The sequence below is a fragment of the Cupriavidus basilensis genome, assembly GCF_000876015.1.
In the GTDB taxonomy this organism is placed as follows: Bacteria; Pseudomonadota; Gammaproteobacteria; order Burkholderiales; family Burkholderiaceae; genus Cupriavidus; species Cupriavidus basilensis_B.
On the sequence record NZ_BBQM01000014.1, the window covers coordinates 146,961 to 171,220 of the forward strand.

The 24,260-nt window shown below is 70.2% G+C and carries 21 protein-coding genes; 14 read left to right on the forward strand and 7 right to left on the reverse strand.

Features of this window, described 5'->3' with window-relative positions:
- The first annotated feature begins 7 nt into the window (after positions 1 to 7).
- The 7 genes from KF708C_RS13320 (at position 8) to KF708C_RS13350 (ending at position 10,526) form a co-directional block, all read left to right on the forward strand.
- Positions 8 to 1,456, forward strand: a complete 1,449-nt coding sequence (locus KF708C_RS13320; RefSeq protein WP_059412124.1) for a PelD GGDEF domain-containing protein — start codon at positions 8 to 10, stop codon at positions 1,454 to 1,456.
- Positions 1,449 to 2,435, forward strand: coding sequence for a tetratricopeptide repeat protein (locus KF708C_RS13325; RefSeq protein ID WP_020204682.1), 987 nt, complete (start codon positions 1,449 to 1,451; stop codon positions 2,433 to 2,435). Before KF708C_RS13320 ends, KF708C_RS13325 begins: the two co-directional genes overlap by 8 nt.
- Positions 2,432 to 4,033, forward strand: a complete 1,602-nt coding sequence (gene pelF, locus KF708C_RS13330; RefSeq protein ID WP_059412125.1) for a GT4 family glycosyltransferase PelF — start codon at positions 2,432 to 2,434, stop codon at positions 4,031 to 4,033. Before KF708C_RS13325 ends, pelF begins: the two co-directional genes overlap by 4 nt.
- Before the next feature lies 1 nt (position 4,034).
- Positions 4,035 to 5,405 carry an exopolysaccharide Pel transporter PelG gene (gene pelG, locus KF708C_RS13335; RefSeq protein WP_020204680.1) on the forward strand — a complete coding sequence of 457 codons (1,371 nt, stop codon included), beginning with the start codon at positions 4,035 to 4,037 and terminating at the stop codon, positions 5,403 to 5,405.
- 217 nt (positions 5,406 to 5,622) lie between these two features.
- The gene (locus tag KF708C_RS13340) at positions 5,623 to 6,333 is read left to right on the forward strand and encodes a response regulator transcription factor (protein ID WP_029043948.1); all 711 of its coding nucleotides are present in this window, start codon (positions 5,623 to 5,625) and stop codon (positions 6,331 to 6,333) included.
- Between the two features lie 106 nt (positions 6,334 to 6,439).
- Positions 6,440 to 8,125 carry a FecR domain-containing protein gene (locus KF708C_RS13345; protein ID WP_082079542.1) on the forward strand — a complete coding sequence of 562 codons (1,686 nt, stop codon included), beginning with the start codon at positions 6,440 to 6,442 and terminating at the stop codon, positions 8,123 to 8,125.
- Positions 8,115 to 10,526, forward strand: coding sequence for a CHASE2 domain-containing protein (locus tag KF708C_RS13350; protein ID WP_082079543.1), 2,412 nt, complete (start codon positions 8,115 to 8,117; stop codon positions 10,524 to 10,526). Before KF708C_RS13345 ends, KF708C_RS13350 begins: the two co-directional genes overlap by 11 nt.
- A 22-nt stretch (positions 10,527 to 10,548) precedes the next feature.
- On the opposite strand, the gene KF708C_RS13355 is transcribed toward KF708C_RS13350, so the two are convergent.
- Positions 10,549 to 10,746, reverse strand: coding sequence for a hypothetical protein (locus KF708C_RS13355; protein ID WP_020204676.1), 198 nt, complete (start codon positions 10,744 to 10,746; stop codon positions 10,549 to 10,551).
- 199 nt (positions 10,747 to 10,945) lie between these two features.
- Between KF708C_RS13355 and KF708C_RS36400 the strand changes: the two genes are divergently transcribed.
- Positions 10,946 to 11,122 carry a hypothetical protein gene (locus KF708C_RS36400; RefSeq protein WP_196812910.1) on the forward strand — a complete coding sequence of 59 codons (177 nt, stop codon included), beginning with the start codon at positions 10,946 to 10,948 and terminating at the stop codon, positions 11,120 to 11,122.
- 13 nt (positions 11,123 to 11,135) lie between these two features.
- Here the strand turns inward: KF708C_RS36400 and KF708C_RS13365 are convergent, their stop codons facing one another.
- The 4 genes from KF708C_RS13365 to KF708C_RS13380 all read right to left on the reverse strand — a co-directional run bounded on the left by KF708C_RS13365 (position 11,136) and on the right by KF708C_RS13380 (position 14,364).
- On the reverse strand, positions 11,136 to 11,498 hold the full coding sequence (locus tag KF708C_RS13365; RefSeq protein WP_020204674.1) for a translation initiation factor Sui1: 363 nt from the start codon (positions 11,496 to 11,498) through the stop codon (positions 11,136 to 11,138).
- A gap of 95 nt (positions 11,499 to 11,593) precedes the next feature.
- Positions 11,594 to 11,827 carry a hypothetical protein gene (locus KF708C_RS13370; protein ID WP_020423871.1) on the reverse strand — a complete coding sequence of 78 codons (234 nt, stop codon included), beginning with the start codon at positions 11,825 to 11,827 and terminating at the stop codon, positions 11,594 to 11,596.
- A gap of 345 nt (positions 11,828 to 12,172) precedes the next feature.
- Positions 12,173 to 12,871: a YceH family protein gene (locus KF708C_RS13375; protein ID WP_059412127.1), complete on the reverse strand. Its 699-nt coding sequence runs from the start codon at positions 12,869 to 12,871 to the stop codon at positions 12,173 to 12,175.
- Positions 12,872 to 13,041: 170 nt separating this feature from the next.
- Positions 13,042 to 14,364 (reverse strand): MFS transporter, encoded by a 1,323-nt coding sequence (locus KF708C_RS13380; RefSeq protein ID WP_029043946.1) that lies wholly within the window; start codon positions 14,362 to 14,364, stop codon positions 13,042 to 13,044.
- A 250-nt stretch (positions 14,365 to 14,614) separates the two neighbouring features.
- On the opposite strand from KF708C_RS13380, the gene cyoA reads away from it, so the two are divergent.
- The 5 genes from cyoA to KF708C_RS13405 all read left to right on the forward strand — a co-directional run bounded on the left by cyoA (position 14,615) and on the right by KF708C_RS13405 (position 19,608).
- Complete coding sequence (cyoA, locus tag KF708C_RS13385; protein WP_370552815.1) at positions 14,615 to 15,610, forward strand: ubiquinol oxidase subunit II; 996 nt, start codon at positions 14,615 to 14,617, stop codon at positions 15,608 to 15,610.
- A gap of 78 nt (positions 15,611 to 15,688) precedes the next feature.
- Positions 15,689 to 17,689, forward strand: coding sequence for a cytochrome o ubiquinol oxidase subunit I (cyoB, locus tag KF708C_RS13390; protein WP_059412134.1), 2,001 nt, complete (start codon positions 15,689 to 15,691; stop codon positions 17,687 to 17,689).
- A gap of 28 nt (positions 17,690 to 17,717) precedes the next feature.
- Positions 17,718 to 18,338, forward strand: a complete 621-nt coding sequence (gene cyoC / locus KF708C_RS13395) for a cytochrome o ubiquinol oxidase subunit III (protein WP_155888182.1) — start codon at positions 17,718 to 17,720, stop codon at positions 18,336 to 18,338.
- Positions 18,335 to 18,751, forward strand: a complete 417-nt coding sequence (cyoD, locus tag KF708C_RS13400; protein ID WP_020204666.1) for a cytochrome o ubiquinol oxidase subunit IV — start codon at positions 18,335 to 18,337, stop codon at positions 18,749 to 18,751. The genes cyoC and cyoD overlap by 4 nt, the downstream gene beginning before the upstream one ends.
- Positions 18,748 to 19,608 (forward strand): SURF1 family protein, encoded by an 861-nt coding sequence (locus tag KF708C_RS13405; RefSeq protein ID WP_059412136.1) that lies wholly within the window; start codon positions 18,748 to 18,750, stop codon positions 19,606 to 19,608. Before cyoD ends, KF708C_RS13405 begins: the two co-directional genes overlap by 4 nt.
- Positions 19,609 to 19,663: 55 nt before the next feature.
- On the opposite strand, the gene KF708C_RS13410 is transcribed toward KF708C_RS13405, so the two are convergent.
- Together KF708C_RS13410 and KF708C_RS13415 are read right to left on the reverse strand one after the other, a co-directional pair.
- On the reverse strand, positions 19,664 to 21,112 hold the full coding sequence (locus KF708C_RS13410) for a dipeptidase (RefSeq protein ID WP_059412140.1): 1,449 nt from the start codon (positions 21,110 to 21,112) through the stop codon (positions 19,664 to 19,666).
- A 74-nt stretch (positions 21,113 to 21,186) separates the two neighbouring features.
- Positions 21,187 to 22,416: an MFS transporter gene (locus KF708C_RS13415; protein WP_059412295.1), complete on the reverse strand. Its 1,230-nt coding sequence runs from the start codon at positions 22,414 to 22,416 to the stop codon at positions 21,187 to 21,189.
- Positions 22,417 to 23,103: 687 nt separating this feature from the next.
- On the opposite strand from KF708C_RS13415, the gene KF708C_RS13420 reads away from it, so the two are divergent.
- Positions 23,104 to 23,925, forward strand: coding sequence for an alpha/beta fold hydrolase (locus tag KF708C_RS13420; protein ID WP_020204662.1), 822 nt, complete (start codon positions 23,104 to 23,106; stop codon positions 23,923 to 23,925).
- The last annotated feature ends 335 nt before the right edge of the window (positions 23,926 to 24,260 follow it).

Below are 24,260 nucleotides of genomic sequence, written 5' to 3' on the forward strand. Positions count from 1 at the left end.
GGAGGGTGTGATCGTGGCCAAGACAGCCGACAAGATACGGGAAGGACAGGGCATTGGCGCGGGCGGCCGCTATCTGCGGCTGATCGCGCCGGCCACGAGCGGACCGGTATCGCTGGTCGAGCTGGTGGTGACCATGATCCTGGCGATGGGGCTGGCCTATCTGGTGCTGCCCGGTAATCCGCTGCTGCTCGGCCTGGGCTTTCCCTGGGCCTGGCTGCTGCCGATGATCCTGGCGCTGCGCTACGGCACGCTGATCGGCGTGGGCAGCGTGCTGATGATGCTCGGCGGCTGGTTCTTCTTCCACCAGACCGGCGCGCAGCCGGGCGAGTTTCCGCGCCTGTTCTTCCTCGGCGGCCTGCTGATGGTGCTGGTGGCCGGCCAGTTCGGCGACGTGTGGGGCACGCGGCTGGCGCGCGCGCGCGCGGTCAACCGCTACCTGGAAGAACGCCTGGCCGCGCTCACCAAGAACCACTACCTGCTGCGCGTGTCGCACGCGCGGCTGGAAAACGACCTGCTGGCCAAGCCCACCACGCTGCGCGACACGCTCTCGCAGATGCGCGCGGTGTCGCTCGAGAACGGCAGCGCCGCCGGCGGCGAGCTGGTCGGCGCGCGCGCGATGCTGCCGGTGGTGGCGCAGGCCTGCCAGCTCGAGGCGGCCGCGCTCTACGCGGTGCATGGCGACACCGTGGCCGGCGAGGCGTCGGCGCGGATCGGCCCGAACTTCGAGTTCGATGCCGACGACGCGCTGGTGCGCCACTGCCTGGAGACGCGCCAGCTCGCGCACCTGCAGACCAGCGGCCCGGCGGGCCACGTGCCCGACCATCCGCCCACGCGCTACCTGGCGGTCGCGCCCGTGCTGTCCGGCGCCGACAAGCTGGTCGGCCTGCTGGTGGTCGAGCGCATGCCGTTCCTGTCGCTCAACTATGAGAACCTGCAGCTGCTCATGGTGCTGATGGGCTATTACGCCGACGGCATCGAGCATGCCGCCTCCACGCGCGCCATCGAGGCCGCGATCCCGGGCGTGCCGTACGATTTCGCGCTGGACTACGCGCGCCTGTCGCGCCTGCGCCGCGACAGCGGCATCGAAAGCACGGTGGTGGCGCTGGTGTTCGACCTGGACGAATCGCGCGACGCGCTGTTCGAGCAGGTCATCCGCAGCCGCCGCGCGCTCGACGTGGCGTGGCCGCTGACCAGCGCGCACCAGCGCGCGCTGCTCACGCTGATGCCGCTGTCCGGCAGCGAGGCGGCCTCGGCCTACCTGGTGCGCATCGAGGACATGCTGCGCGCCCAGTTCGGCACCGACTTCGAGGCCGCGCGCATCGGCGTGCATACGCTGGCGGTGCCCGCCAGCGCGCCGGTGGAGCCGCTGGTGCGGCTGCTGCACCGCTGCCACGTGGACGTGCAGCCGGCGCCGGTGCCAGTGCCGATCGCGCTGAGCGAGGCCGGCCGTGGGTAAGCTCGGCATCGGCGGCATCGCCGCGCAAATCGCCGCCCTGGCGCTGCTTGCGCGCGCGGGCAACAGCAGCGCGCTGCTGCTCGCCTTCCTGGGCGCGCAGGCGCTGTCCGCCGCGATGATCGCGATGGTGCTGTGGCGGCTGCTGCCGCGGCGCTTCCGCGTGCCGTTCGCGTGGACCTACGGCTACCTGTTCGCGTTCTGCTTCCTGGTGCCGCTGGCCGGCAGCATCGTCTGCGCGGGCAGCCTGCTGATCGCGCGCCTGCTGCCGGCGCGCCGCGCCGCGGGCGGCATCGGCATGGTCGGCCTGCCGGTGTTCGTGACCCACCTGATCTCGCGCGTCACGCACGGCGGCGGCGCCCGCCTGCGCGCGCAGCTCGGCAACACGCGCGCGCCGCTGCCCGAGCGCATGACCGCGCTGGTGGCCATGCAGTCGATGCCGGCGCGCACTTCCAGCCCGGTGCTGCGCGACCTGCTGGCCGACAGCGCCGACGACGTGCGGCTGCTGGCCTACGGCATGCTCGACGGCGCCGAGAAGCAGCTCACGCAGCGCATCCTGGCCGAGCTGCCGCGCCTGGACGAAGCGCGCGACGACGCCGAGCGCGCCGAGATCCACAAGCGCCTGGCCGACCTGTACTGGGAACTGATCTACCAGAACCTGGTGCAGGGCGACGTCTACCGCTACACCGCCGACCAGGTCGAGCATCACGCCCGCGCCGCGCTGGAGGCGGACGCCGGCCAGCCCGGCCTGTGGTACATGCGCGGCCGCCTGGCGCTGAACCGCAACGAGCCCGCGCAGGCGCGCGAATGGCTGGAGCGCGCCGAGCGCCTCGGCTTCGCGCGCGAGCGCACGCTGCCGCTGCTGGCCGAAGCCGCCTACCTGGAGCGCGACTACGCCGCGGTGCGCGCCATCCTGCTGTCGTTCGACAGTCCATCGCCGCTGCCCCTGGTGCGGCCCATGCTGCGTTACTGGCGATCATGAGCGATACCTCCCTGCCCCGCGCCGACTCGGCCGACGTCTGCCTGCTGCTCGAAGGGACCTTTCCCTACGTGAGCGGCGGGGTGTCGAGCTGGGTCAACCAGATGATCCGCGCCTTCCCGGAGATCCGCTTCGGCATCGTCTTCATCGGCAGCCGCCGCGAAGACTACGGCGGCATGGTCTATGCGCTGCCCGACAACGTCGTGCATCTGGAGACCCATTTCCTCTACGACTTCGCGCCGCCGCCGCTGGTGCACGGCAGCGAGGGCGACCCGATCACCTTCGCCGCCTCGGCGCGCCTGCACGAGGTGCTGCGCGAACCCGGGCGCGAGGCCGAGGCCGGCGAGCTGATCCGCGAGCTGATGCCCGAGCTCGACGACGACGGCAGCCTCTCCGAGGACGCCTTCCTGTACAGCCGCCACGCCTGGCAGACCATCACCGACCAGTACCGCCAGTACTGCACGGACCCGTCGTTTACGGACTATTTCTGGACGGTGCGCATCATGCACAAGCCGCTGTGGCAGCTTGCGCGCATCGCCGGCAAGCTGCTGCCGGCCAAGGTCTACCACACGGTGTCGACCGGCTATGCCGGCTTTCTCGGCGCCATGCTGCATTACCAGACCGGGCGCCCGCTGCTGGTGTCCGAGCACGGCATTTACACCAAGGAACGCAAGATCGACCTGTTCCAGAGCCAGTGGATCCGCGACAACCGCAACGTGTTCGAGCGCGACATCTCGCAGATCAGCTATTTCCGCGAACTGTGGGTGCGCTTCTTCGAGACGCTCGGCCGCGTGTGCTATGACGCGGGCGACACCATCGTGGCGCTGTACGAAGGCAACCGCCTGCGCCAGGTGACCGACGGCGCTGCCGCCGAGCGCACGCGCAACATCCCCAACGGCATCAACCTGCCGCGCCTGTCCGCGCTGCGCGCGAAACGCGCGCCGGGCGTGCCGCCGGTGCTGTGCCTGATCGGGCGGGTGGTGCCGATCAAGGACATCAAGACCTTCATCCGCGCCATGCTCACGGTGGTGCGCCAGTATCCGGACGCCGAAGGCTGGATCGCCGGCCCCGAGGACGAGGACCCGGAATACGCGCGCGAATGCCGCAGCCTGGCCGAGAGCCTGGGGCTGGGCGAGCGCGTCAAGTTCCTCGGCTTCCAGCGCATCGACGACCTGCTGCCCAAGGTGGGCGTGCTGGTGCTGAGCTCGATCTCCGAGGCGCTGCCGCTGGTGGTGCTCGAAGGCTTCGCCGCCGGCGTGCCGTGCGTGACCACCGACGTGGGCTCGTGCCGCCAGCTGATCTTCGGCCTGCCCGGCGAGGATGCCGCGCTGGGCGCGGCGGGCGACGTGGTGCGCATCGCCGACCCGGCCGCGCTGGCGCAGAAGGCCCTCGACCTGCTGGGCTCGCCCGAGGCCTGGCACGCCGCGCAGCAGGCCGGCATCCGCCGCGTCGAGCGCTACTACACGCAGGAAATGATGGTGGGCAGCTACCGCGAGCTGTACACGCGCCTGATGGCGCAGTCCGGCGCGCAGGCGCCGGCGGGCGCCTCGCCGGCCAAGGCCGCCCAGGCCGCGGGCTGCCCCATGAAGGGAGGTCGCTGAGATGGCGGGGATCGGTTTCGAGCTGCGCAAGATGCTGCGGCGGGACAGCCTGTCGGGCATGCTCGGCGCCTATGCCTATGCCGGCATCATCAGTTCCGGCCCGTGGGTGCTGTCGATCGTCGGCATCCTGCTGATCGGCGTGCTGAGCCTGCCGTTCGTGGTGCCGGGCAGCCTGGTGACGCAGTTCCAGGTGTCGGTGACCTACCTGATCGCGGTCAGCCTGATATTGACCGGGCCGATGCAGCTTGCCTTCACGCGCTTCACCTCGGACCGCCTGTTCGAGAAGCGCGACCACCTCGTGCTGTCGAACTTCCACGCCGTGGCGCTGCTGGTGACGGTGCTGTCCGGCGCGATCGGCATCGGCTTCGCGCTGTTCTCGTTCCAGGCGCAGTCGGTGCTGTACCGGCTGCTGATGATCGCCGGCTTCGTGGTCATGAGCAACATCTGGATCGCGGTGATCTTCCTGTCGGGGATGAAGCAGTACAAGGCCATCGTGTGGACCTTCCTGATCGGCTACACCTTCACGGTGGTGGCCGCGCTGGCGCTGCGCGGCTTCGGCCTGGAAGGGCTGCTGTCCGGCTTCGTGGCGGGCCAGCTGAGCCTGCTCACGGCGATGGTGGTGCTGATCTACCGCAACTACACCAGCCAGCGCTTCATGTCGTTCGAGGTGTTCCAGCGCCGCTACGCCTACCCGAGCCTGATGCTCATCGGCCTGCTGTACAACCTCGGCATCTGGCTCGACAAGTTCATGTTCTGGTACGCGCCGTCCACCGGCCAGCAGGTGATCGGGCCGCTGCACGCATCGATCATCTACGACATCCCGGTGTTCCTGGCCTACCTGGCGATCATTCCCGGCATGGCGGTGTTCCTGGTGCGCATCGAGACCGATTTCGTCGAGTACTACGATGCGTTCTACAACGCCGTGCGCGGCGGCAGCTCGCTCGAGCACGTCGAGGACATGCGCAACACGATGGTGCAGACCATCCGCCTGGGGCTGTACGAGATCGTCAAGGTGCAGGCCATCGCCGCGCTGCTGCTGTTCGTGGTGGGGCGCTACATCCTGGCGCTGCTGGGCATCTCCGAGCTGTACCTGCCGCTGCTGTACGTGGATGTGATCGGCGCCAGTCTCCAGGTGGTGCTGCTGGGCGTGCTGAACATCTACTTCTACCTGGACCGCCGCCGCGAGGTGCTGTTGCTGACCGCGCTGTTCGTGATCCTCAACGTGGCGCTGACCTCGCTTACGCTGCAGCTTGGCCCGGCCTGGTACGGCTACGGCTTCGCCGTGTCGCTGCTGGTCGTGGTGGCGCTGGCGATCTACCTGCTCGACCGCAAGCTGGATCGGCTCGAATACGAGACCTACATGCTGCAATAGGACAGGTCAGGGCCGCCCCGCGCGCCGGCACCGGCGCGCCGCCGCCCGATTTTCGGTACCATTCTCCCCACGTGCCCGGCCCCCGCCGGGCTGTCGTGCTTGCGGGCGCCGCGCCAGCGCCCGCCTGCGCTTGCTTGCCACGCCCGCCTGTCGTGCCCATGCCCGTGCCGGTGCGTGGCGCGGCGGCGGGCGCGGGCGGCGCGATGAAGAGGTAAGTATGAGAATAGCTTCGGTGGAAGACGACAAGAGCCAGGCCGAGCTGATCCAGCAGATCCTGGTCTCGGCCGGCCACGAGTGCGAATGCTTCGCCAGCGGCGGCAGCTTCCTGCGCGCCCTGCGCGACAAGGCGTTCGACCTGCTGGTGGTGGACTGGCAACTGCCCGACACCAGCGGTTTCGAGGTGGTCACCTGGGTGCGCCAGAATTCCGGGCGCAACCCGCCCATCCTGTTCCTGACCAGCCGCTCGCTGGAAGAGGACATCGTCGCCGGGCTCGGCGCGGGCGCCGACGACTACATGATCAAGCCGGTGCGCCGCGCCGAGCTGGTGGCGCGCGTGGGCGCGCTGCTGCGCCGCACGTATCCGCAGGCGCAGCAGGACGGCGACCTGATCCGCGTGGGCAGCTACCTGGTCGACCCGGCCGCGCGCACGGTGGAAGTGGGCGGCGTGCGCGCCGAGGTCTCGCCGCGCGAATTCGATCTGGCGCTGTTCCTGTTCCGCAACCTCGGCCGGCTGCTCTCGCGCGAGGTGGTCGAGCAGGCGGTGTGGGGCAGGGCCATCGGCGCGGGCTCGCGCACGCTGGACACGCATATCTCGCGCCTGCGCATCAAGCTCGCGCTGCGGCCCGAGAACGGCGTGCGCCTGACCTCCGTGTATTCGCACGGCTATCGCTTCGAAGCCACGGCAGATGGCGACAAGCAGGAAGACTGAGTTTATGAAGCGGTTCGACATGGCGACAAGCAGAACGGGCGGGATGGTCGGAATGGGCGGGATGGGCAGGATGGGTGGAGCGCGTGGCGCGGGCAGCGCGCGCGGCATGGCAGGCCGCGCCGCGCGGCATCCGCGCCTGCGCGCGGTGCTCGGCGCAATGGGCACGATGGGCGCGGCCGGCCTGATCGGCATGCTCGGCGCCGGCTGGCCCGGCGATGCGGCCGCGCAGGCCGCGGGCGCGGACGGGCAGGACTTCATCTACCTGGTGCGCCCGGGCGACACGCTCATCGGCCTGGCCGGGCAGTTCATGGACACGCCCGGCGGCTGGCGCGAGCTGCAGGCCCTCAACAAGGTGGCGGACCCCTACCACCTGCCGCCCGGCATGCGCCTGCGCATCCCGCTCGCGCGCATCCCGGTCGTGCCGGGCAGCGCGCGCGTGGTGTTCGTCACCGGCACGGCCCGCGCCGACGGCCGCGCGCTGCAGGCCGGCATGACGCTGGCCGAGGGCGCGCGCCTGGCGACGGAAGCCGGCGCCACCGTCACCATCGAGCTGGGCGACGGCTCGCGCGTCACGGTGCCGCCCGCGAGCGCGGTGGAAGTCCGCCGCCTGCGCGCGTTCGCGCGCACCGGGCTGACCGACACCGTGATCGGCATCGACCGCGGCGAGGTGGATTCCCGCGTGGCGCCGCGCGGCACCGGCGTGGGGCGCTACGAGATCCGCACGCCGTCGCTGGTGACGGGCGTGCGCGGCACGCATTTCCGCGTCGGCACCGACGACGGCGCCAGCCAGGGCGCGGTGCTCGAAGGCCGCGTGCAGGCCAGCGCCCGGCGCGGCCAGCGGGCCGCGGTGGCGGCCGGCTACGGCGTCAGCGTGTCGGCCGCCGGCGTGCTGGCGCGGCCGGTCGCGCTGCTGCCCGCGCCGGCGCTGGCGCCGCTGCCGTCGCCGCTGCTGGCCAGCAGCGCCACCGTCACCTGGACGCCGGTCGCCAGCGCCGCCGCCTACCGCGTGGTGGTGTCGCGCGATGCCGCCCAGACCGAGCTGCTGTCGTCGCAGACCGTGGGCGGCGCCGAGGCCGCGCTGCAGGACCTGCCCGAGGGCACGCTGTACCTGGGCGTGAGCGCGCTCGACGCGCGGCGGCTCGGCGGCGCCGGCACGGTGGCGCCGCTGGTGGTGCGGCTCAACCCGGCCGCGCCGTTTACGCTCGCGCCCGAGCGCGGCGGCACCGCCTACGGCGAGGAAGCCGCGCTGCGCTGGGCCGAAGTCACCGGCGTCGCCCAATACGAATACGAGGTGGCCGCCGACGCCGACTTCCGCCAGGGCGTCGTGCGCGCGCGCGCGGACACGCCGTCGGCCAGCCTGCCGCTGGCGCCGGGCCGCTGGTGGTGGCGCGTGCGCTCGCTCGACGCCGCCGGCCAGCCGGGCCCGTGGAGCGAGCCGGTGGCCTTCACGCAGGAGCCGTCGCCGCCGCAGCCGAGCTTCGACGACGACGGCGGCGACACGCTGCACATCGCCTGGCCCGGCGCCGCGGCCGGCGCGGCGCAGGCCTACCGCCTGCAGATGGCCGCCGATGCGGCCTTCACGCAGATCGTGGCCGACGTGCGCAGCGACACCAACGACGCGCGCCTGCCGCGCCCGGCCAGCGGCACCTATTTCGTGCGGGTCGGGCGCGAGAGCGCCGCCGCCGGGCCGCACTACTCCGCACGCCAGCGCATCGAGGTGAAGCAGTACGTGCGCGACGCGCAAGGCCGGCCGGTAGGCGCCGGCGGGCGCATGCTCGACCGTGCCGACTGAGCAGGCCCGCATCGCGCGGATCGCCCGCGCCGCCGCGCGCGCCCGCGCGCTGGCGCGCCTGCCGATGCGCCTGCTGGCCGGCTACCAGCGCCGCACGCTGGTGGAGTGGGCGCTGCTGAGCGCGGCGGTGCTGCTGCTGGTGGCGGCCTGCGCGCTGCTGGGCTGGAGCGAGCGCGCCGACAAGGCGGTCTACGACCTCGCCGTGGTGGCCCAGCGCCACGCGCCCGCCGACGACATCGTCATCGTCGCCATCGACGATCCGGGCATCACCGCGATCGGCCGCTGGCCGTGGCGCCGCCACGTGCTGGCCGACCTGATCGACCACGTCGCCGCCGGCGCGCCGCGCGTGATCGGCGTGGACGTGATCCTCTCCGAACCGGACCTGCAGCATCCCGCGGACGACCGCGCGCTGGCGCTGGCGATGGCGCGCGCCGGCAACGTGGTGCTGCCCGCGCTGGCCGAGCCCGGCGGCGATGGCCTGCAGGTGCGCTATCCGCTGACCGGCCTGGGCAGCGCGGTGGGCCACATCAACATCGCCGTGGACCTCGACGGCATCGCGCGCCAGGTATTCCTGCAGGAAGGCCTGCCGGGCCAGCTGCTCGATCATTTCTCGGCGGCGATGGTCGCCTTCGGCCGCCCGCCGCGGCCGGTGTCCGGCTACCGGCACGACCACCAGGACAGCGCGCCCGACGCCGACGGCTGGCTGCACCGCTACCGCTTGCGCATTCCGTTCGCCGGGCCGCCCGGCACGTTTCGCCAGATCCCCGTGCTCGACGTGCTCGGCGGCAAGCTGCCGCCGGACACCTTCCGCGGCAAGGCGGTGCTGATCGGCGCCACCGCCAGCGGGCTGGGCGACGTCTATCCCACGCCGGTCTCGCGCGACGGCCACGGCATGAGCGGCGTGGAGATCATCGCCAACGCCATGCACGCGCTCGAGCACGACAGCGCCATCGTGGCGCTGCCGGCGCCGTGGTTCTGGCTCGGCACGCTGCTGCCGGTGCTGCTGGCGGCGCTGGCCGCGCTGGCGCTCACGCCGCGCAACGCGCTGGTGGTGACGGTGGCGCTGCTGGCCGGCACGCTGGGCGCGAGCCTGCTGCTGGTGGTGCTGGGCCACCTGTGGTTCGCGCCGGTCAGCGCGGTGCTGGGCTGCGGCCTGCTGTACCCGCTGTGGAGCTGGCGCCGGCAGGAAGCCGCGCTGCAGTTCCTCACCGACGAGCTGGCGCAGCTCGAGGCCGAGCCGGGCCTGCTGGCGATGCCCGCCGACGAAGGCGAGCCCCGCCGCGGGCGCAACCTCGACACCCGCATGCGGGCGGTCTACCGCATGACCACGCGCCTGCGCGACCTGCGCCAGTTCCTCGCCGACGGGCTGGAAGGCCTGCCGGAGGCCACCGTGATCTGCGACCCGGCCGGGCGCGTGCTGCTGGCCAACCGCCGCAGCCTGCTGCTGGCGCCGCGCACGCTGGCGCCGCTGGCCGACGTGGCGGTGCCGCGCCCGCGCATCGGCGAGCTGGTCGACGAGGTGTTCGTCCAGCCCAAGGCCGGCCACGAATACTGGGAGCAGCTGCGGCGCGCCCACGCCGGCGGCGACAGCGCGCAGGCGCCGCCCGGCGTGGAGCTGGAAGGGCGCGACCAGCGCCCCATGCTGTTGCGCGGCGCGCCGCTGCGCAGCGACACCGGCGGCGTGGCCGGCCTCATCATCAGCGTGATCGACATCACCCAGGTGCGCATGGCCGAGCGCCGGCGCGAGGAATCGCTGCGCTTCATCTCGCACGACATGCGCTCGCCGCAAGCCTCCATCCTCGCGCTGATCGAACTGCAGCGCGAAGAAAGCCGCGCGCTGCCGCAGGCCGCGCTGCTGGCCCGCATCGGCGACTACGCCAGCCGCACGCTGGAGCTGGCCGACGACTTCATCCGCCTGGCCCGCGCCGAGGCGCCGCACCTGAACTTTATCGAAGTCGATCTCGCCGGCGTGGTGCTCGACGCCACCGACGAGCTATGGGCGCTGGCCAGCGCCGCGCGCATCGACCTGCGCCTGGAGATGGGGGAAGAACAGCCGATGGTCACGGCCGAACCCGTGCTGCTGGTGCGCGCGATCGCCAACCTGGTGAGCAACGCCATCAAGTTCAGCCCGCCGCAGAGCACCGTCACGGTACGCCTGTACCGCGTGCCGCAGGGCGTGGCCATCGACGTGGCCGACCAGGGCCGGGGCATCGCGGTGGAAGATCAGGGCCGCCTGTTCCAGCCGTTCGCGCGCCTGCGCGACAACGAGCGCAACGCGCCCGCCGGCAGCGGCCTGGGGCTGGTGTTCGTCAAGACGGTGGTGGAGCGGCACGGCGGCGAGATCCGCCTGGCCAGCGAAGCGGGGAAGGGGGCGACGTTTACCATCGTGCTGCCGTGCTGAGTGGCACGGCGCGCGGCCACGCTCAGCGCGCCGCGTGCGTGCTGCTCGGCTCCTGCCCGGGCGCTGCCTGCGCGGCCGCGCGGCTGTCCATCTGCCGGATCTTGCGCGCGGCGCGCTGTTCGTTGTCTTCCTGCAAGGTGACGCACAGCACGGTGAGCAGCGCGAACGCCACCATGCATAGCGCGATATAGCCAAGCAGCTTGGTTCGTTCGGATCGCATCGGCGTGCCTGTGGTGAATAGCGCTGGATTCTAGGCGCGCCGCGCGCAGGCAATGTCAACAAATGCAAGGGCTGGCCGCGCGCGTGCCGTCACGGCATCGGCGCGTGCGCGGGGCCGTCATGCCGGCGCGGGCCACGGCATGCCACTGCGGCGCACCGCGCGGCCATGCTACGATCCGCGCCTATCTCGGAGAATGAAGATGTCTTTTACTTGCCAGAACCAATCGTGCCGCATGCGCTGGGAAGAGGCGGATGTGACGATCAAGGATGAAGGCCAGGGCCTGCTGTTCCGTTGCCCCGTATGCAACTCGCGCAACCCGGTGGTGCCGCAGCGCCGCCCGGACGGCACCATCCGCTACCAGCAGCGCACCAGGTAATCCCGCGGCGGGCTCAGCCGCCCGCGCGCTTGACCGTCATGCCGCGCTGGCGCAGCTTCTCGATCACGGCGTCGCAGTGGTCGCCTTGGATCTCGATCACGCCGTCCTTGACGGTGCCGCCCGAGCCGCAGGCCGCCTTGAGTTCCTTGCCGAGCTGGGCCAGCGCCAGCGGCGCCAGTGCCACGCCGCGCACCAGCGTCACGCCCTTGCCCTTGCGGCCCTTGGTTTCCCGCGATACCCGCACGATGCCGTCGCCTTGCGCGGCCGGCTGCGCCTTGCCGCAGGCGCAGGCCGCGGCGGGGTTGCCGCAGCCGGGGCACATGCGGCCGTGTTCCGTGGAATAGACCAGCGAGCTGGCGGGTTTGGGCCCTGGCATGACGACGTTCCTGGTGGCGGGGCGGCATGCCCCGGGGCAGGGCAGGGTACGTCAGGCGGGCGCCGCCGGCAAGCGTGCCGGCGCGAGGCGCCGGGCTAGCGGCCGGCGGGACTGCCGTAGAACGTGCCGGTGCGGGGGTTCGACACGATATAGGTATTGCGCCTGGCCCAGGTCTGGGCGGCCATGAATGCTTCCGGCTCGCGCTGGGTCCACTCGCTGGTCATCAGCGGCGCGGCTTCCTGCTCGGTGGTCATGTATACGGCTGCCTTGTGCAGGGCCGCGCGGCCCTTGCCTCCCGGAATCGTAATGGTGCGAATCGTCACGCGCATCGTCGGGATCCTCCACGTTTCTGGTCGCCAGATTATGTCCGGCTCCGCGGGGCAGTATCGTGACAATTGTGACAGCGAAATGCCGGCGGAGCGCAGCGGCTCCTAGTCTACTTCGTCTGGCGGCAGGATGGCGCGTGTGTTGCGCAAGCACCGCATCCCCGGCGTGCCGCGGCAGGGGCGCAGGCAACTTCCACGGCACAAATTCCCGCGGCGAGTGCAAATGTATTGACATGGCGGCGCGCCGCGCGGGCCAGGACATGACCAATACATTGTAGGCTGCGGGCGGCTGCGCGGGCAGCATCGCGCCGGCTTGCCATCGGCCGGCGCGTCGCGGCCGGCCCGGCGTCAGAGTCCGCCGGTGTCGAGGCGGATGCCGAGCTCGCCGGCCATCTGCTCGAGCATGGCCTGCAGGCGCGCGACCTTTTCCTCCAGTTCCCGCTGCGCGGCTTTCATCGCTTCGAACTCGGAGGGCGGCACGGTGTCCTCGCCGTTGCCTTGCGCGGGCGCGTCGTCCACGCTGACCTCGCCGCACAGCAGATGCATCCAGCGGTGCTCGCGCCCGCCGGGCGCGCGCGGCAGCTTGACCACGCGCGGCGGCTCGGCGGCGGCGAGTTCGTCGAGGAAGACCTCGACCGAGGAGATGTCGGCGAACGCATGCAGGCGCGCGCTGTTCAGGCGCAGCTCGGCCGCGGTCTGCGGGCCGCGCAGCATCAGGATGGCGAGCAGCGCGGCGGACTGGCTGGGCACGCCCAGCACGCGCTTCATGTTCTGCTCGAAGCGCGGCACGCGGCTGCTGCTGCCTTCCATCGCCAGGCTCAGGCGCTTGAGGCCGTCGATGGCGGTGAGCACTTCGTCTTCGGTGGCGTTCATCACTGGCGCGCGCGCGGTCTTCTGGTTGCAGCCGGCGGTGAGCGCGTTGAGCGAGAGCGGATAGGTGTCGGGCACGGTGTGCTGCTTTTCCAGCAGCACGGCCAGCACGCGCGCCTCGAGCTGGGTCAGGGCGCGGATGGCGGGGCGTGCGGAGAGATCGGGGGTGGTGTCCATGAGTGGCGTTGCTCGGTGAGGCGGCTGCGGGCCGCGCGGCGGATGCGCGCGGGCCCGGAGGCAGCGGTTTTGCGAGCCATATGATAGCCGCCCGGGCGCGTCTTCCCGCCGGAGCCGGCCATGCGGCGAAGCGGGCAGGACATGCGCGGCCCGCGCCGCGCGGGGCCGCGTCAGTCGCGCGAGGCCAGCGTGCGGTTGATGCCCAGCGCCAGCAGCGTGCAGGCGGCGCCGGACAGAAGATAGACGCTCACCGCCACCAGCCCGAACTCGACCGACAGCCCCAGTGCCACCAGCGGCGCGAAGGCCGCGCCGAACAGCCATGCGAAGTCGGAGGTCAGCGCCGCGCCGGTATAGCGGTAGCGGCTCTCGAAGTTCGAGGTGACGGCGCCCGCGGCCTGTCCGTAGGACAGGCCCAGCAGCCCGAAGCCGATCAGGATGAACAGGTCCTGCCGCGCCGCGCTGCCGCCCATCAGGAACGGCGCGAACAGGCTGAAGATGGCGATCAGCGTGGCCATCAGGCCGAGCGTGGTGCGCCGGCCGATGCGGTCCGCGATCACGCCCGAGGCGATGGTGCCGAGCACGGCGACGCCGGCGCCGATGATCTGCACCACCAGCACGTCGCTCACGTCCTGCGTGCCGTGCACCGCCACCCACGACAGCGGGAACACCGTGACGAGGTGGAACAGCGCATAGCTGGCCAGCGCCGCGAACGCGCCGAGGAACAGGTTGTAGCCCTGGTCGCGCGCGATCACGATGGGGCTGATCGGCTCCAGCTCGCCTTCGTCCAGCAGTTGCGTGTACTCCTGCGTCACCACCAGCCGCAGCCGCGCGAACAGCGCCACCACGTTGATGGCGAAGGCCACGTAGAACGGATAGCGCCAGCCCCATTCGAGAAATTCCTCGATGTCGAGGCTGGTGCGCAGGAACAGGAACAGCGAGCCCGCGATGAAGAAGCCGATCGGCGCGCCGAGCTGCCCCAGCATCGAATACCAGCCGCGCCGCTGCGGTGGCGCGTTGAGCGCCAGCAGCGAAGGCAGGCCGTCCCACGAGCCGCCGAAGCCGATGCCCTGCAGCACGCGGAAGCACGCCAGCAGGATGATGGACTCGCGCCCGAGCGTGTCGTAGCCCGGCAGGAAGGCGATGCCGGCGGTGGCCGTGCCGAGCGCGAACAGCGCCGCGGTGAGCTTGATGCCGCGCCCCCAGCGCCGCTGGATCACCATGAACAGCGTGGTGCCGAACGGGCGCGCGATGAAGGCGAAGGAGAAGACCGTGAAGGACAGCAGCAGGCCTTCCACGCGCCCGGCGAACGGGAAGAACACCGCCGGGAAGACCAGCACCGAGGCGATGCCGTAGACGAAGAAATCGAAGTATTCGGAGGCCCGGCCGATGACCACGCCGGTGGCGATCTCGCCCGGCGCGACCCTGGCATGGTGCGCGGCCTCCTGGGCCGAGGGTGCTGACGACGGGTCGTGCTGGTGAGCGATGCTGGACATCATCAGGCCTTGTCGTAGTGCCACACTCCTTTAAGAATGGCACTTCTTTGACTACAGTGCCATAGGAAAATATGCAGTGTCGGAAAGCTTGATTCTCGAAGTATGATGTTGCCCATGCCAGCCCACCGGCGTTCCAACGATCACTTGGACGGCTATGCATTTGCGTACACGGATAGTGCCATCCCGCTACGTCAAGCGCGGATTCCTACTTTCGGCTGCCTTGCTGTTGACGGGTTGCAGTGCCGTGCTGATGGCCCCGTCCGGCGACCTCGCGGTCAGGCAGCGTGATCTAATCATCATCTCGACCGGCCTGATGCTGTTGATCATCGTGCCGGTGATCATCCTCACACTGCTGTTCGCCTGGCGCTACCGCGCCTCCAACCGCGCCGCCACCTACGAGCCCGACTGGGACCACTCCACGCTGCTCGAACTGGTGATCTGGTCCGCGCCGCTGCTCATCATCATCGCGCTCGGCGCGATCACCTGGGTCAGCACGCACAAGCTCGACCCGTACCAGCCGCTGTCGCGCATCGACGCCGAGCGCGGCGTGCCCACCGGCACCGAGCCGCTCACCGTGGAAGTGGTGGCGCTGGACTGGAAGTGGCTCTTCCTGTATCCCGACCAGGGCATCGCCACCGTCAACGAACTGGTGGCGCCGGTGGACCATCCGATCCGCTTCAAGCTCACCGCGTCGAGCGTGATGAACTCCTTCTTCATCCCCGCGCTGGCCGGGCAGGTCTACGCCATGCCGGGCATGGAGACCAAGCTCCATGCGATCATCAACGCGCCCGGCGTGTACGAAGGCTTCTCCGCCAACTACAGCGGCGCGGGCTTCTCCGGCATGTACTTCAAGTTCCACGGCGTGAGCAACGAGGAATTCGAGCGCTGGGTCAGGCAGGCCAAGGCCGGCGGCGGCGCGCTCACGCGCGAGACCTACCTCAGGCTCGAGCAGCCCAGCGAGCGCGAGCCGGTGCGCCGCTACGCCAGCGTGGACCCGGCGCTGTACGGCGCCATCCTCAACCGCTGCGTGGAAGCGGGCAAGCCGTGCATCAAGGACATGATGCCGATGACCGGGCAGGCCACGCGCCAGGCGCAGCGGGCGCAGCCGGTGCCATCGGTACGGCTGGGGCCGGGGCAGGGCGAGTATGCGCTGGCCTCGCTGCAGCGGGACCGCGCGCCATTCGGCGAGATCTGCACCGCGAGCGACCCGACCGGCTCCGGTTCCGCCAAAGCCCTGCCGCGCTGACGCGGCCCGGCCCGACGCGATGACGCGAGCGCCGAAAAAGAATCCTGCAACAATGCCCCTGCGGCCCTGGTGATGACAATGCTCGAGCACGATCTTACCCAGCTGGTATTCGGCCGCCTGACCTGGGAGGCGATTCCCTACCACGAGCCCATCCTGCTGGCGACCTTCGCCGTGGTGGCGGTCGGCGGGCTGGCGCTGGTCGGCGTGCTGACCTACTTCCGCGCGTGGGGCTACCTGTGGCGCGAATGGTTCACCAGCATCGACCACAAGAAGATCGGCATCATGTACATCGTGCTCGGCATCGTCATGCTGCTGCGCGGCTTCGCCGATGCCATCATGATGCGCGCGCAGCAGGCGGTGGCCTTCGGCGATTCGGCCGGCTACCTGCCGCCGCACCACTACGACCAGATCTTCACCGCGCACGGCGTGATCATGATCTTCTTCGTGGCCATGCCGCTGGTCACGGGCTTCATGAACTTCGTGGTGCCGCTGCAGATCGGCGCGCGCGACGTGGCCTTTCCCTTCCTCAACAACTTCAGCTTCTGGATGACGGTGGGCGGCGTGGTGCTGGTGATGATGTCGCTGTTCGTCGGCGAGTTCGCGCGCACCGGCTGGCTGGCCTATCCGCCGCTCTCCGGCATCCTGCAGAGCCCCGACGTGGGCGTGGACTACTACATCTGGTCGCTGCAGGTGGCGGGGCTGGGCACGCTGCTGTCCGGCATCAACCTGCTGGTGACGATCGTCAAGATGCGCGCGCCCGGCATGACGCTGATGAAGATGCCGATCTTCACCTGGACCTCGCTGTGCACCAACGTGCTGATCATCGCCGCGTTCCCGGTGCTCACCGCGGTGCTGGCGCTGCTGGCGCTGGACCGCTACGTCGGCACCAACTTCTTCACGGCGGACCTCGGCGGCAACGCCATGATGTACATCAACCTGGTCTGGATCTGGGGGCACCCCGAGGTCTACATCCTGGTGCTGCCCGCGTTCGGCATCTTCTCCGAAGTGGTGTCTACCTTCTGCGGCAAGCGGCTGTTCGGCTATGCGTCGATGGTGTACGCCACGGTGGTGATCACGGTGCTGTCGTACCTGGTGTGGCTGCACCACTTCTTCACGATGGGCTCGGGCGCGAGCGTCAACTCGTTCTTCGGCATCACCACCATGATCATCTCGATCCCGACCGGGGCCAAGATCTTCAACTGGCTGTTCACCATGTACCACGGGCGCATCCGCTTCGAGGTGCCGATGCTGTGGACGGTCGGCTTCATGGTGACGTTCGTCATCGGCGGCATGACCGGCGTGCTGCTGGCGGTGCCGCCGGCGGACTTCTCGCTGCACAACAGCCTGTTCCTGATCGCCCACTTCCACAACGTGATCATCGGCGGCGTGCTGTTCGGGCTGATGGCCGGCATCAGCTACTGGTTCCCCAAGGCGTTCGGCTTCAAGCTCGACCCGTTCTGGGGCAGGTGCTCGTTCTGGTTCTGGCTGGTCGGCTTCTACGTCGCCTTCATGCCGCTGTACGTGCTCGGCCTGATGGGCGTGACCCGGCGCATGAACCATTTCCAGGATGCCTCGCTGCAGATCTGGTTCCAGATCGCCGCGTTCGGCGCGCTGCTGATCGCCTGCGGCATCGGCTGCTTCCTGATCCAGCTGTTCGTGAGCTTCCGCCGCCGCGAGGAACTGCGCGACACCACCGGCGACCCGTGGAACGGCCGCACGCTGGAGTGGTCCACGTCCTCGCCGCCGCCGCAGTACAACTTCGCCTTCACGCCGCTGATCCACGACAACGACGCCTGGTGGCAGATGAAGCAGCTCGGCTACCAGCGCCCGCAGCAGGGCTTCATCCCGATCCACATGCCGAAGAACACCAGCGCCGGCATCATCCTCGCGGGGCTGAGCACGCTGATGGGCTTCGCGCTGATCTGGCACATGTGGCTGATCGTGGCGCTGGCGTTCATCGCCCTGCTGGCGGTGGCGATCGGCCACACCTTCAACTACAAGCGCGACTACTACATCCCGGCCGACACCGTCGTCCGTACCGAGGCAGAGCGCTCGCGCCTGCTTGCCACTCATGGTTGATATCGCCACCCCCTACGGCCCGGACAGCATGAGCGCGCAGGCGGCCCCGCGCGAGGCGCAGCTGCGCTTCTATGAAACCACCGAGGTGCACCCGCAGAACGGCACGCTGCTCGGCTTCTGGCTCTACCTGATGAGCGACTGCCTCATCTTCGCCAGCCTGTTCGCCGTCTACGGCGTGGTGGGCCGGCGCTATGCCGGCGGCCCGACCGGCGCGGAGCTGTTCGAGCTGCCGCTGGTGGCGCTCAACACCACCTTCCTGCTGCTGTCGTCGATCACGTATGGCTTCGCCATGCTGGAAATGCAGAAGGCGCGCACCAGCCAGACGCAGTGGTGGCTGGCCATCACCGGCGTGCTGGGCGCGGCCTTCCTCGGCATCGAGATGTACGAATTCGCGCACCTCGTGCACGAAGGCGCCGGGCCGCAGCGCAGCGCGTTCCTGTCGTCGTTCTTCACGCTGGTCGGCACGCACGGGCTGCACGTGACCGTGGGCATCGTGTGGCTGGTCACGCTGATGGTGCAGGTCGGCAAGTACGGGCTGATCCACGAGAACAAGCGCCGCCTGATGTGCCTGTCCATGTTCTGGCACTTTCTCGACGTGGTCTGGATCGGCGTGTTCACCTTCGTCTACCTGATGGGAGTCCTGCCATGAACGCGCACGACAATACGCTGGCCGGCGGCGCCGGCGCGCACGGCCACGATGGCCACGACGGCCACGGACACCATGACGACGAAGGGTTCCACGCCACCTTCGGCGGCTACATGACCGGCTTCGTGCTCGCCGTGCTGCTGACCGCGGTGCCGTTCTGGCTGGTCATGGCCAACGTGTTCGACAAGTCCCGGACCACGGCGCTGGTGCTGCTGGCGTGCGCCGCCGTGCAGATCGTCGTGCACATGATTTACTTCCTGCACATGAACTTCAAGTCCGAGGGTGGCTGGACCATGCTGGCCCTGATCTTCACCATCGTGCTCGTCGTGATCGCGCTGAGCGGCTCGCTCTGGGTGATGTTCCACCTGGATCAGAATATGATGCCGGCTATGCACGACACGAAGAACCTACCTTGAACGCAACTCGACACCCCCAGCCCCAGCCAGCCACCGGCGCCGCGAGCGCCCAGCCGTCCGCTTCCCCGCGCCGCACCGGCGCTCTCGTGGTGTTTGCCGTCCTGGCGGCATTCGCCTTTTCCGTCCTGGTCGGGCTCGGTACCTGGCAGGTCCAGCGCCGCGCCTGGAAGCTCGACCTGATCGAGCGCGTCAACGCGCGCGTGCACGCGCCACCGGTGGCGGCGCCCGATCTCGCGCAATGGCCGCAGGTCAGCGTGGCCGGCGACGAATACAAGCACGTGCGCGTGTCCGGCACCTTCCTCAACGACCGCGAGACGCTGGTCCAGGCCGTGACCGACCTGGGCGGCGGCTTCTGGGTGGTCACGCCGCTGCGCATGGCTGACGGCAGCGTGGTGCTGGTCAACCGCGGCTTCGTGCCGCCCGAGCGCGCCGAGCGCGCTACCCGCAGCCAGTACGACCCGCCCGGCGAGACCACCGTCACCGGCCTGCTGCGCATCAGCGAGCCCGGCGACGCCTTCCTGCGCCACAACGACCCGGCGGCCAACCGCTGGTACAACCGCGATGTGCCCGCCATCGCCGCGGCGCGCGGCCTGCAGAACGTGGCGCCGTATTTCATCGACGCCGATGCGGCGGCCGGCGCCGCGCCCGCGGTCAATGGCGCGGCGGCCGACCCCGAAGGCAGCGTGCCGCGCCAGCAGGACGGCGAGCGCACGTGGCCGGTCGGCGGGCTGACCGTGATCTCCTTCCACAACAGCCACCTCGGCTACGCCATCACGTGGTACGGGCTGGCGCTGATGGTGGCGCTGGGCGCCTTCCTGGTCGGCCGGCAGGAGTACCGCCGGCGCAAGGGGATGTGAGGCGGGGCCGGCGTCCCGACGCATCGGGACGCCGGCCAGCACATCCGCCGGGGCCCTAGCCGACCGTGGCCTCGAACACGCGGCGGTAGTTGCCGCCCAGGATCATGCCCGTTTCCTGCTGGGTGAAGCCCGCGGCGACCAGCGCGTCGCCCAGCGAGGGCAGCTGCTCGTAGCCGGTGAAGACCGGCGGCGAGATGAAGCCGAGCATGTCGGTGCCCAGGCCGACGTGCGCCACGCCCACCACGTCCGCCATGCGCTTGACGCCTTCGGCCATCGCTTGCAGGCTGTGGAAGGTGCCCGCGCTCGGCCACACGCCGATCACGCCGCCGGTGCCGGCGATGGCGCGCGCATGGTCCGGCGAGATCAGCCGGCTGCGCGTGCCCGGGTGCGTGGCCAGCGCCGTGTGCGAGATCACCAGCGGCTTGCTCGACGCCGCCGCCGCGCGCTTGACGAGGTCGTAGGTGCCGTGCGCCACGTCCACCACGATGCCCAGCGCATTGCAGCGCCGCACCACCGCGGCGCCGAAGTCCGTCAGGCCGCCGTGCACCGGCGTCTCGGTCTGGATGTCGCCCAGTTCGTTGACGCGGTAGTGCGTCAGCTGCAGATGGCGCAACTGGTACATCGCATGCGCCTCGTCCACGCGCTCCAGCCGGCCTTCCAGGAAATCGGCGCCCTCCGCCGCGATGATCGCGCACGGGCCGGCGTGGCCCTGCGCCGCCAGCGTGGCCGCGCTGGTGACGACCTGCATGCGCTCGCGCGCCACCAGCTCGTGCGCGCGCGCGAATTCGGTGCGGCCCAGCGCGTAGAGCTCGCCCTCCTGCGGCGTGCGCCAGGCCTCGAAGCGCATGCGGTTGGCCGACACGCGCGTGACCGTGGTGTCGGTGACGATGGCCAGGCAGATCACGTTCATGCCGCCCGCGCGCATCGGCGCGGCCAGCGGCAGGAACGGCCGGCGCGCGCCGATGGCCGGATCGCGCGAGACGATCACGCGGCCGGCGTGGCTGTGCATGTCGATGGTCAGCGCGTCGGCGGCCGGTTGCCACCTGGCCGGCGCGTTGGCCGGCTGCGCGTTGCCGGCCGCATCGGCCTGCCCTTCGGTGTAACCGGCGAACCGTCCTGGCGCGCAGGCCGCGAGGCCGAGCGCCGCGCCGGAGGCCAGGAACACGCGCCGGCTCATGGTGCCGGCGGCGGGCGCGGCGAGCGGCTGCGCGTCGCGCAACTGGTAGCGCCATCCCGCCGGATCGTCCAGCAGGCGCACCAGGCGGCCGCGCAGGCCGACTGCCTGCGCCGGCAAGGCCAGCGGGCCGGCGGCGTAGACCTCGACGCAGGCCCGCGGATCGCGCGGCACGCAGCCGCCGCAACAGGGCGGCTCGGCCGCCAGCAGGAAATAGTCGGCGGCCTGTGCCTCGGGATCGAGGGGGATTATCCAGCCGCCGAGTTCGACCGTTGCGCCGTCGAGCGCGTCGGCATTGCCGTTCCGGATCGTCGTCCAGTCGATCTGCATGCGGAGTCCCCTGGTGTGGCCGGCGCCGCGCCGGCCGCGCTATGGAGGATAGCCGTTCGGGCCCCGCTTGTGCGTCAGCTTTTCTGCGCCGGGGGGCTGAACAGGTAGGGCACCACCGCGGCCGCCACCAGCACGCCCGCCGACAGGAAGATGGCGGCGTAGGTGCGCGAGACCGGCCAGCGCGCGGCGTCGCCGAAGCTGGCGATCATGCCGAAGGCCCACGACGCCAGCGCCGAGCCGAGGAAGACGAAGGTATTGAGCAGGCCCAGGCCGCGCCCGCGCGCCGCCGGCGGGATCAGGCCGCGGCCCTGCGCCATGACCAGCGGGTGGAGCATGCCGATGGTGGACAGCAGCGCCATCAGGCCCACGCCGGAGGCCACGCTGCTGTCCGGCCACATGGTCAGCAGGATCGCGCCCAGCAGCGAGAAGCAGGACCAGCCGCCGATGGTGGCCTTGAGCGAGCTGCGCCGCACCAGCACCGGCAGCACGAACGCCGTGGCGAAGCCGGCCAGGCTCAGCAGCGTCAGCGCCACGCCGCGCGGGCCGGCCTGCAGGCCGTAGACGCTGGCCAGGTAAGGCCCGCTCCAGGCATTGCGGAAGGCGGTGCCGGCGGCCATCGCCACGCACATCGGGATCAGCGTCCACAGCGGCGCCAGGCCCAGCAGCCGGGCGCTCTGCAGCAGCATGGCGCGCCACGGCGTGTGGCGTGCCTCGGCATGGCCCTCGTCGCGCACGCAGCGCCAGACGCCGTAGCAGGCCATCGCCATGCACAGTGCCGCGAACGCCATCGCCACGCGCCAGCCCAGCAGTTGCGAGGCCCAGCCCAGCGGCGCCGTGGCGCACAGCGCGCCGATCATGCCGGTGGCGTTGGACTTGCTGACCACGCGCGTGTAGTCGCGCTCGGACAACTGCTCGGACGCGAAATGCAGCAGCCCCATGAAGACCGGCGCGCAGGCCAGGCCGAGCCCGGCCTGCGCCAGCATGGCCACGCCACCGTTGGGCGCCAGCGTAAACAGCAGCGACGACACCGCGCCGATGGCCAGCAGCAGCGACGTGGGCCGGCCCACGCCGTAGCGGTCGAAGGCGATGCCGACCGGGATCTGCGCCGCCGCGAAGGCCATGAAGAAACTCGACGACAGCGCGCCGAAGCCGGCCGCCGACAGCCGGAAGTCATGCTGGAGTTCCGGCGCCATCACCGCCAGGCAACTGCGGTAGAACTGGCTGAGCGCGAACGCGAAGGTCAACAGGAGGATGCCGTGCAGCACGCGGTTGGTGGCATCGGGGGCGCTTTGCCGCGCGGGCAGCTGGCCGCCTTGCGCGGCTGGGGATGTCTTCACGATGGAACCAGGTCTGTGTTCTTCTTATGCGCTGCTTCCCGGAGCACGGGCGCAGGACCGCGACCGCGGGGCGCCGCGGCAGCGGGTCATTCTACGCTGCCGGCCCGCCGGCCGAGGTGCGCCGCGGTTGGCTTGCGTGGTTCGCCGGCGTCAATCTGTTCGATTATCGGTGCGGATGGATGTCAGGCTTGTGACCGCGCGGCAGCGTTCCGGCCCGGCCGATGGCCGATGAAAATTCGCCACATCCCGCTCGTGCACACGCGATTCGCCGCCTATTCTCCTATGGCTGTGCACGTTGTATCGCTGGCCGGCCGCAGCTTGCCGGGCGCCATGAACGCGGAAGTCTGCCCGTCCCGCCAGGGCGGCAGTGCACGGCCAGGGATGCCCGGTGCCCTGGTCTTGCCGCGCCCGCAGGGGACGGCGCTCCGCGCCTTTTTCCTTCCCGCATCGTTTCTCGCCAAGGAGCATGCAGTGACTACGCAACAAGAACAAGACCCCGTGCCGTCGCCAGCGCGCCGCAATGTGCTGGTGGCCGGCGCGTCCGCCGTTGCCGCCGGCACCCTTTCCGCCCTGGCTGCCACGGCGGACGCCGAGGCAGCCACCAAGCCGGTTCGTGCCGGCGGCCAACACGCCCCCAACCAAGGAAGCCAAGTCATGGATACCATCACCACCAAAGACGGCACTCGCATCTACTACAAGGACTGGGGTACCGGCCAGCCCATCGTGTTCCATCACGGCTGGCCGCTCACCGCCGACGACTGGGACGCGCAGATGCTGTTCTTCCTCTCCAAGGGCTACCGCGTGATCGCGCACGACCGCCGCGGGCACGGCCGTTCCACCCAGACCGCGACCGGCAACGAGATGGACACCTACGCCGCCGACGTGGCCGCGCTGGCCGCGCACCTCGACCTGCGCAACGCCGTGCACGTGGGCCACTCCACCGGCGGCGGCGAGGTGGCCCGCTACGTGGCGCGCCACGGCGCCGGCCGCGTGGCCAAGGCGGTGCTGATCGGCGCGGTGCCGCCGGTCATGGTCAAGAGCGCGGCCAATCCGGGCGGGCTGCCGCTCGACGTGTTCGACGGCTTCCGCGCCCAGCTTGCCGCCAACCGCGCGCAGTTCTACAAGGACGTGCCGATTCCGTTCTACGGCTACAACCGCGAAGGCGCCAAGGTCTCCGAAGGCATCAAGGAGAACTGGTGGCGCCAGGGCATGATGGGCGGCACCAAGGCCCACTACGACTGCATCAAGGCCTTCTCCGAGACGGACTTCACCGAAGACCTCAAGAAGATCGACGTGCCGGTCCTGATCATGCACGGCGACGACGACCAGATCGTGCCAATCGCCGATTCGGCGCTGCTGTCCATCAAGCTGGTGCGCAACGGCACGCTCAAGGTCTACAAGGGGTATCCGCACGGCATGTGCACCACCCATCCCGACGTCATCAACGAAGACCTGCTCGCCTTCATCAAGCAATGACCGCGCGGTAGCCGGCCCAAAGCCGGCTGCGGTTTGTCGGTCTTTCCCTTGCCGTGCCGCCCGCGGTTCCCGCCGCGGGCGGCACGGCGCCTGTGCGTCCCAAGGCCGCCGGCGGGATGCGCGCCTGCCGCTCTTGCCGGCCAGGCGGCGCTTCCCGCACGGAAGGCACCGCATTCTTTATGCCTTTGAAGGCAATTCTCCGAAATAAGTGAATCAGAATGCACTGGAAGTGATGTGCAACCGTCCTCATCTGTGCATCAAATGAGAGTGATTGGCATTTACAATTGGCGGCAGCGTGCGGCATTGCCCAGAATGAGTCATCAGGCGCGCGAGCC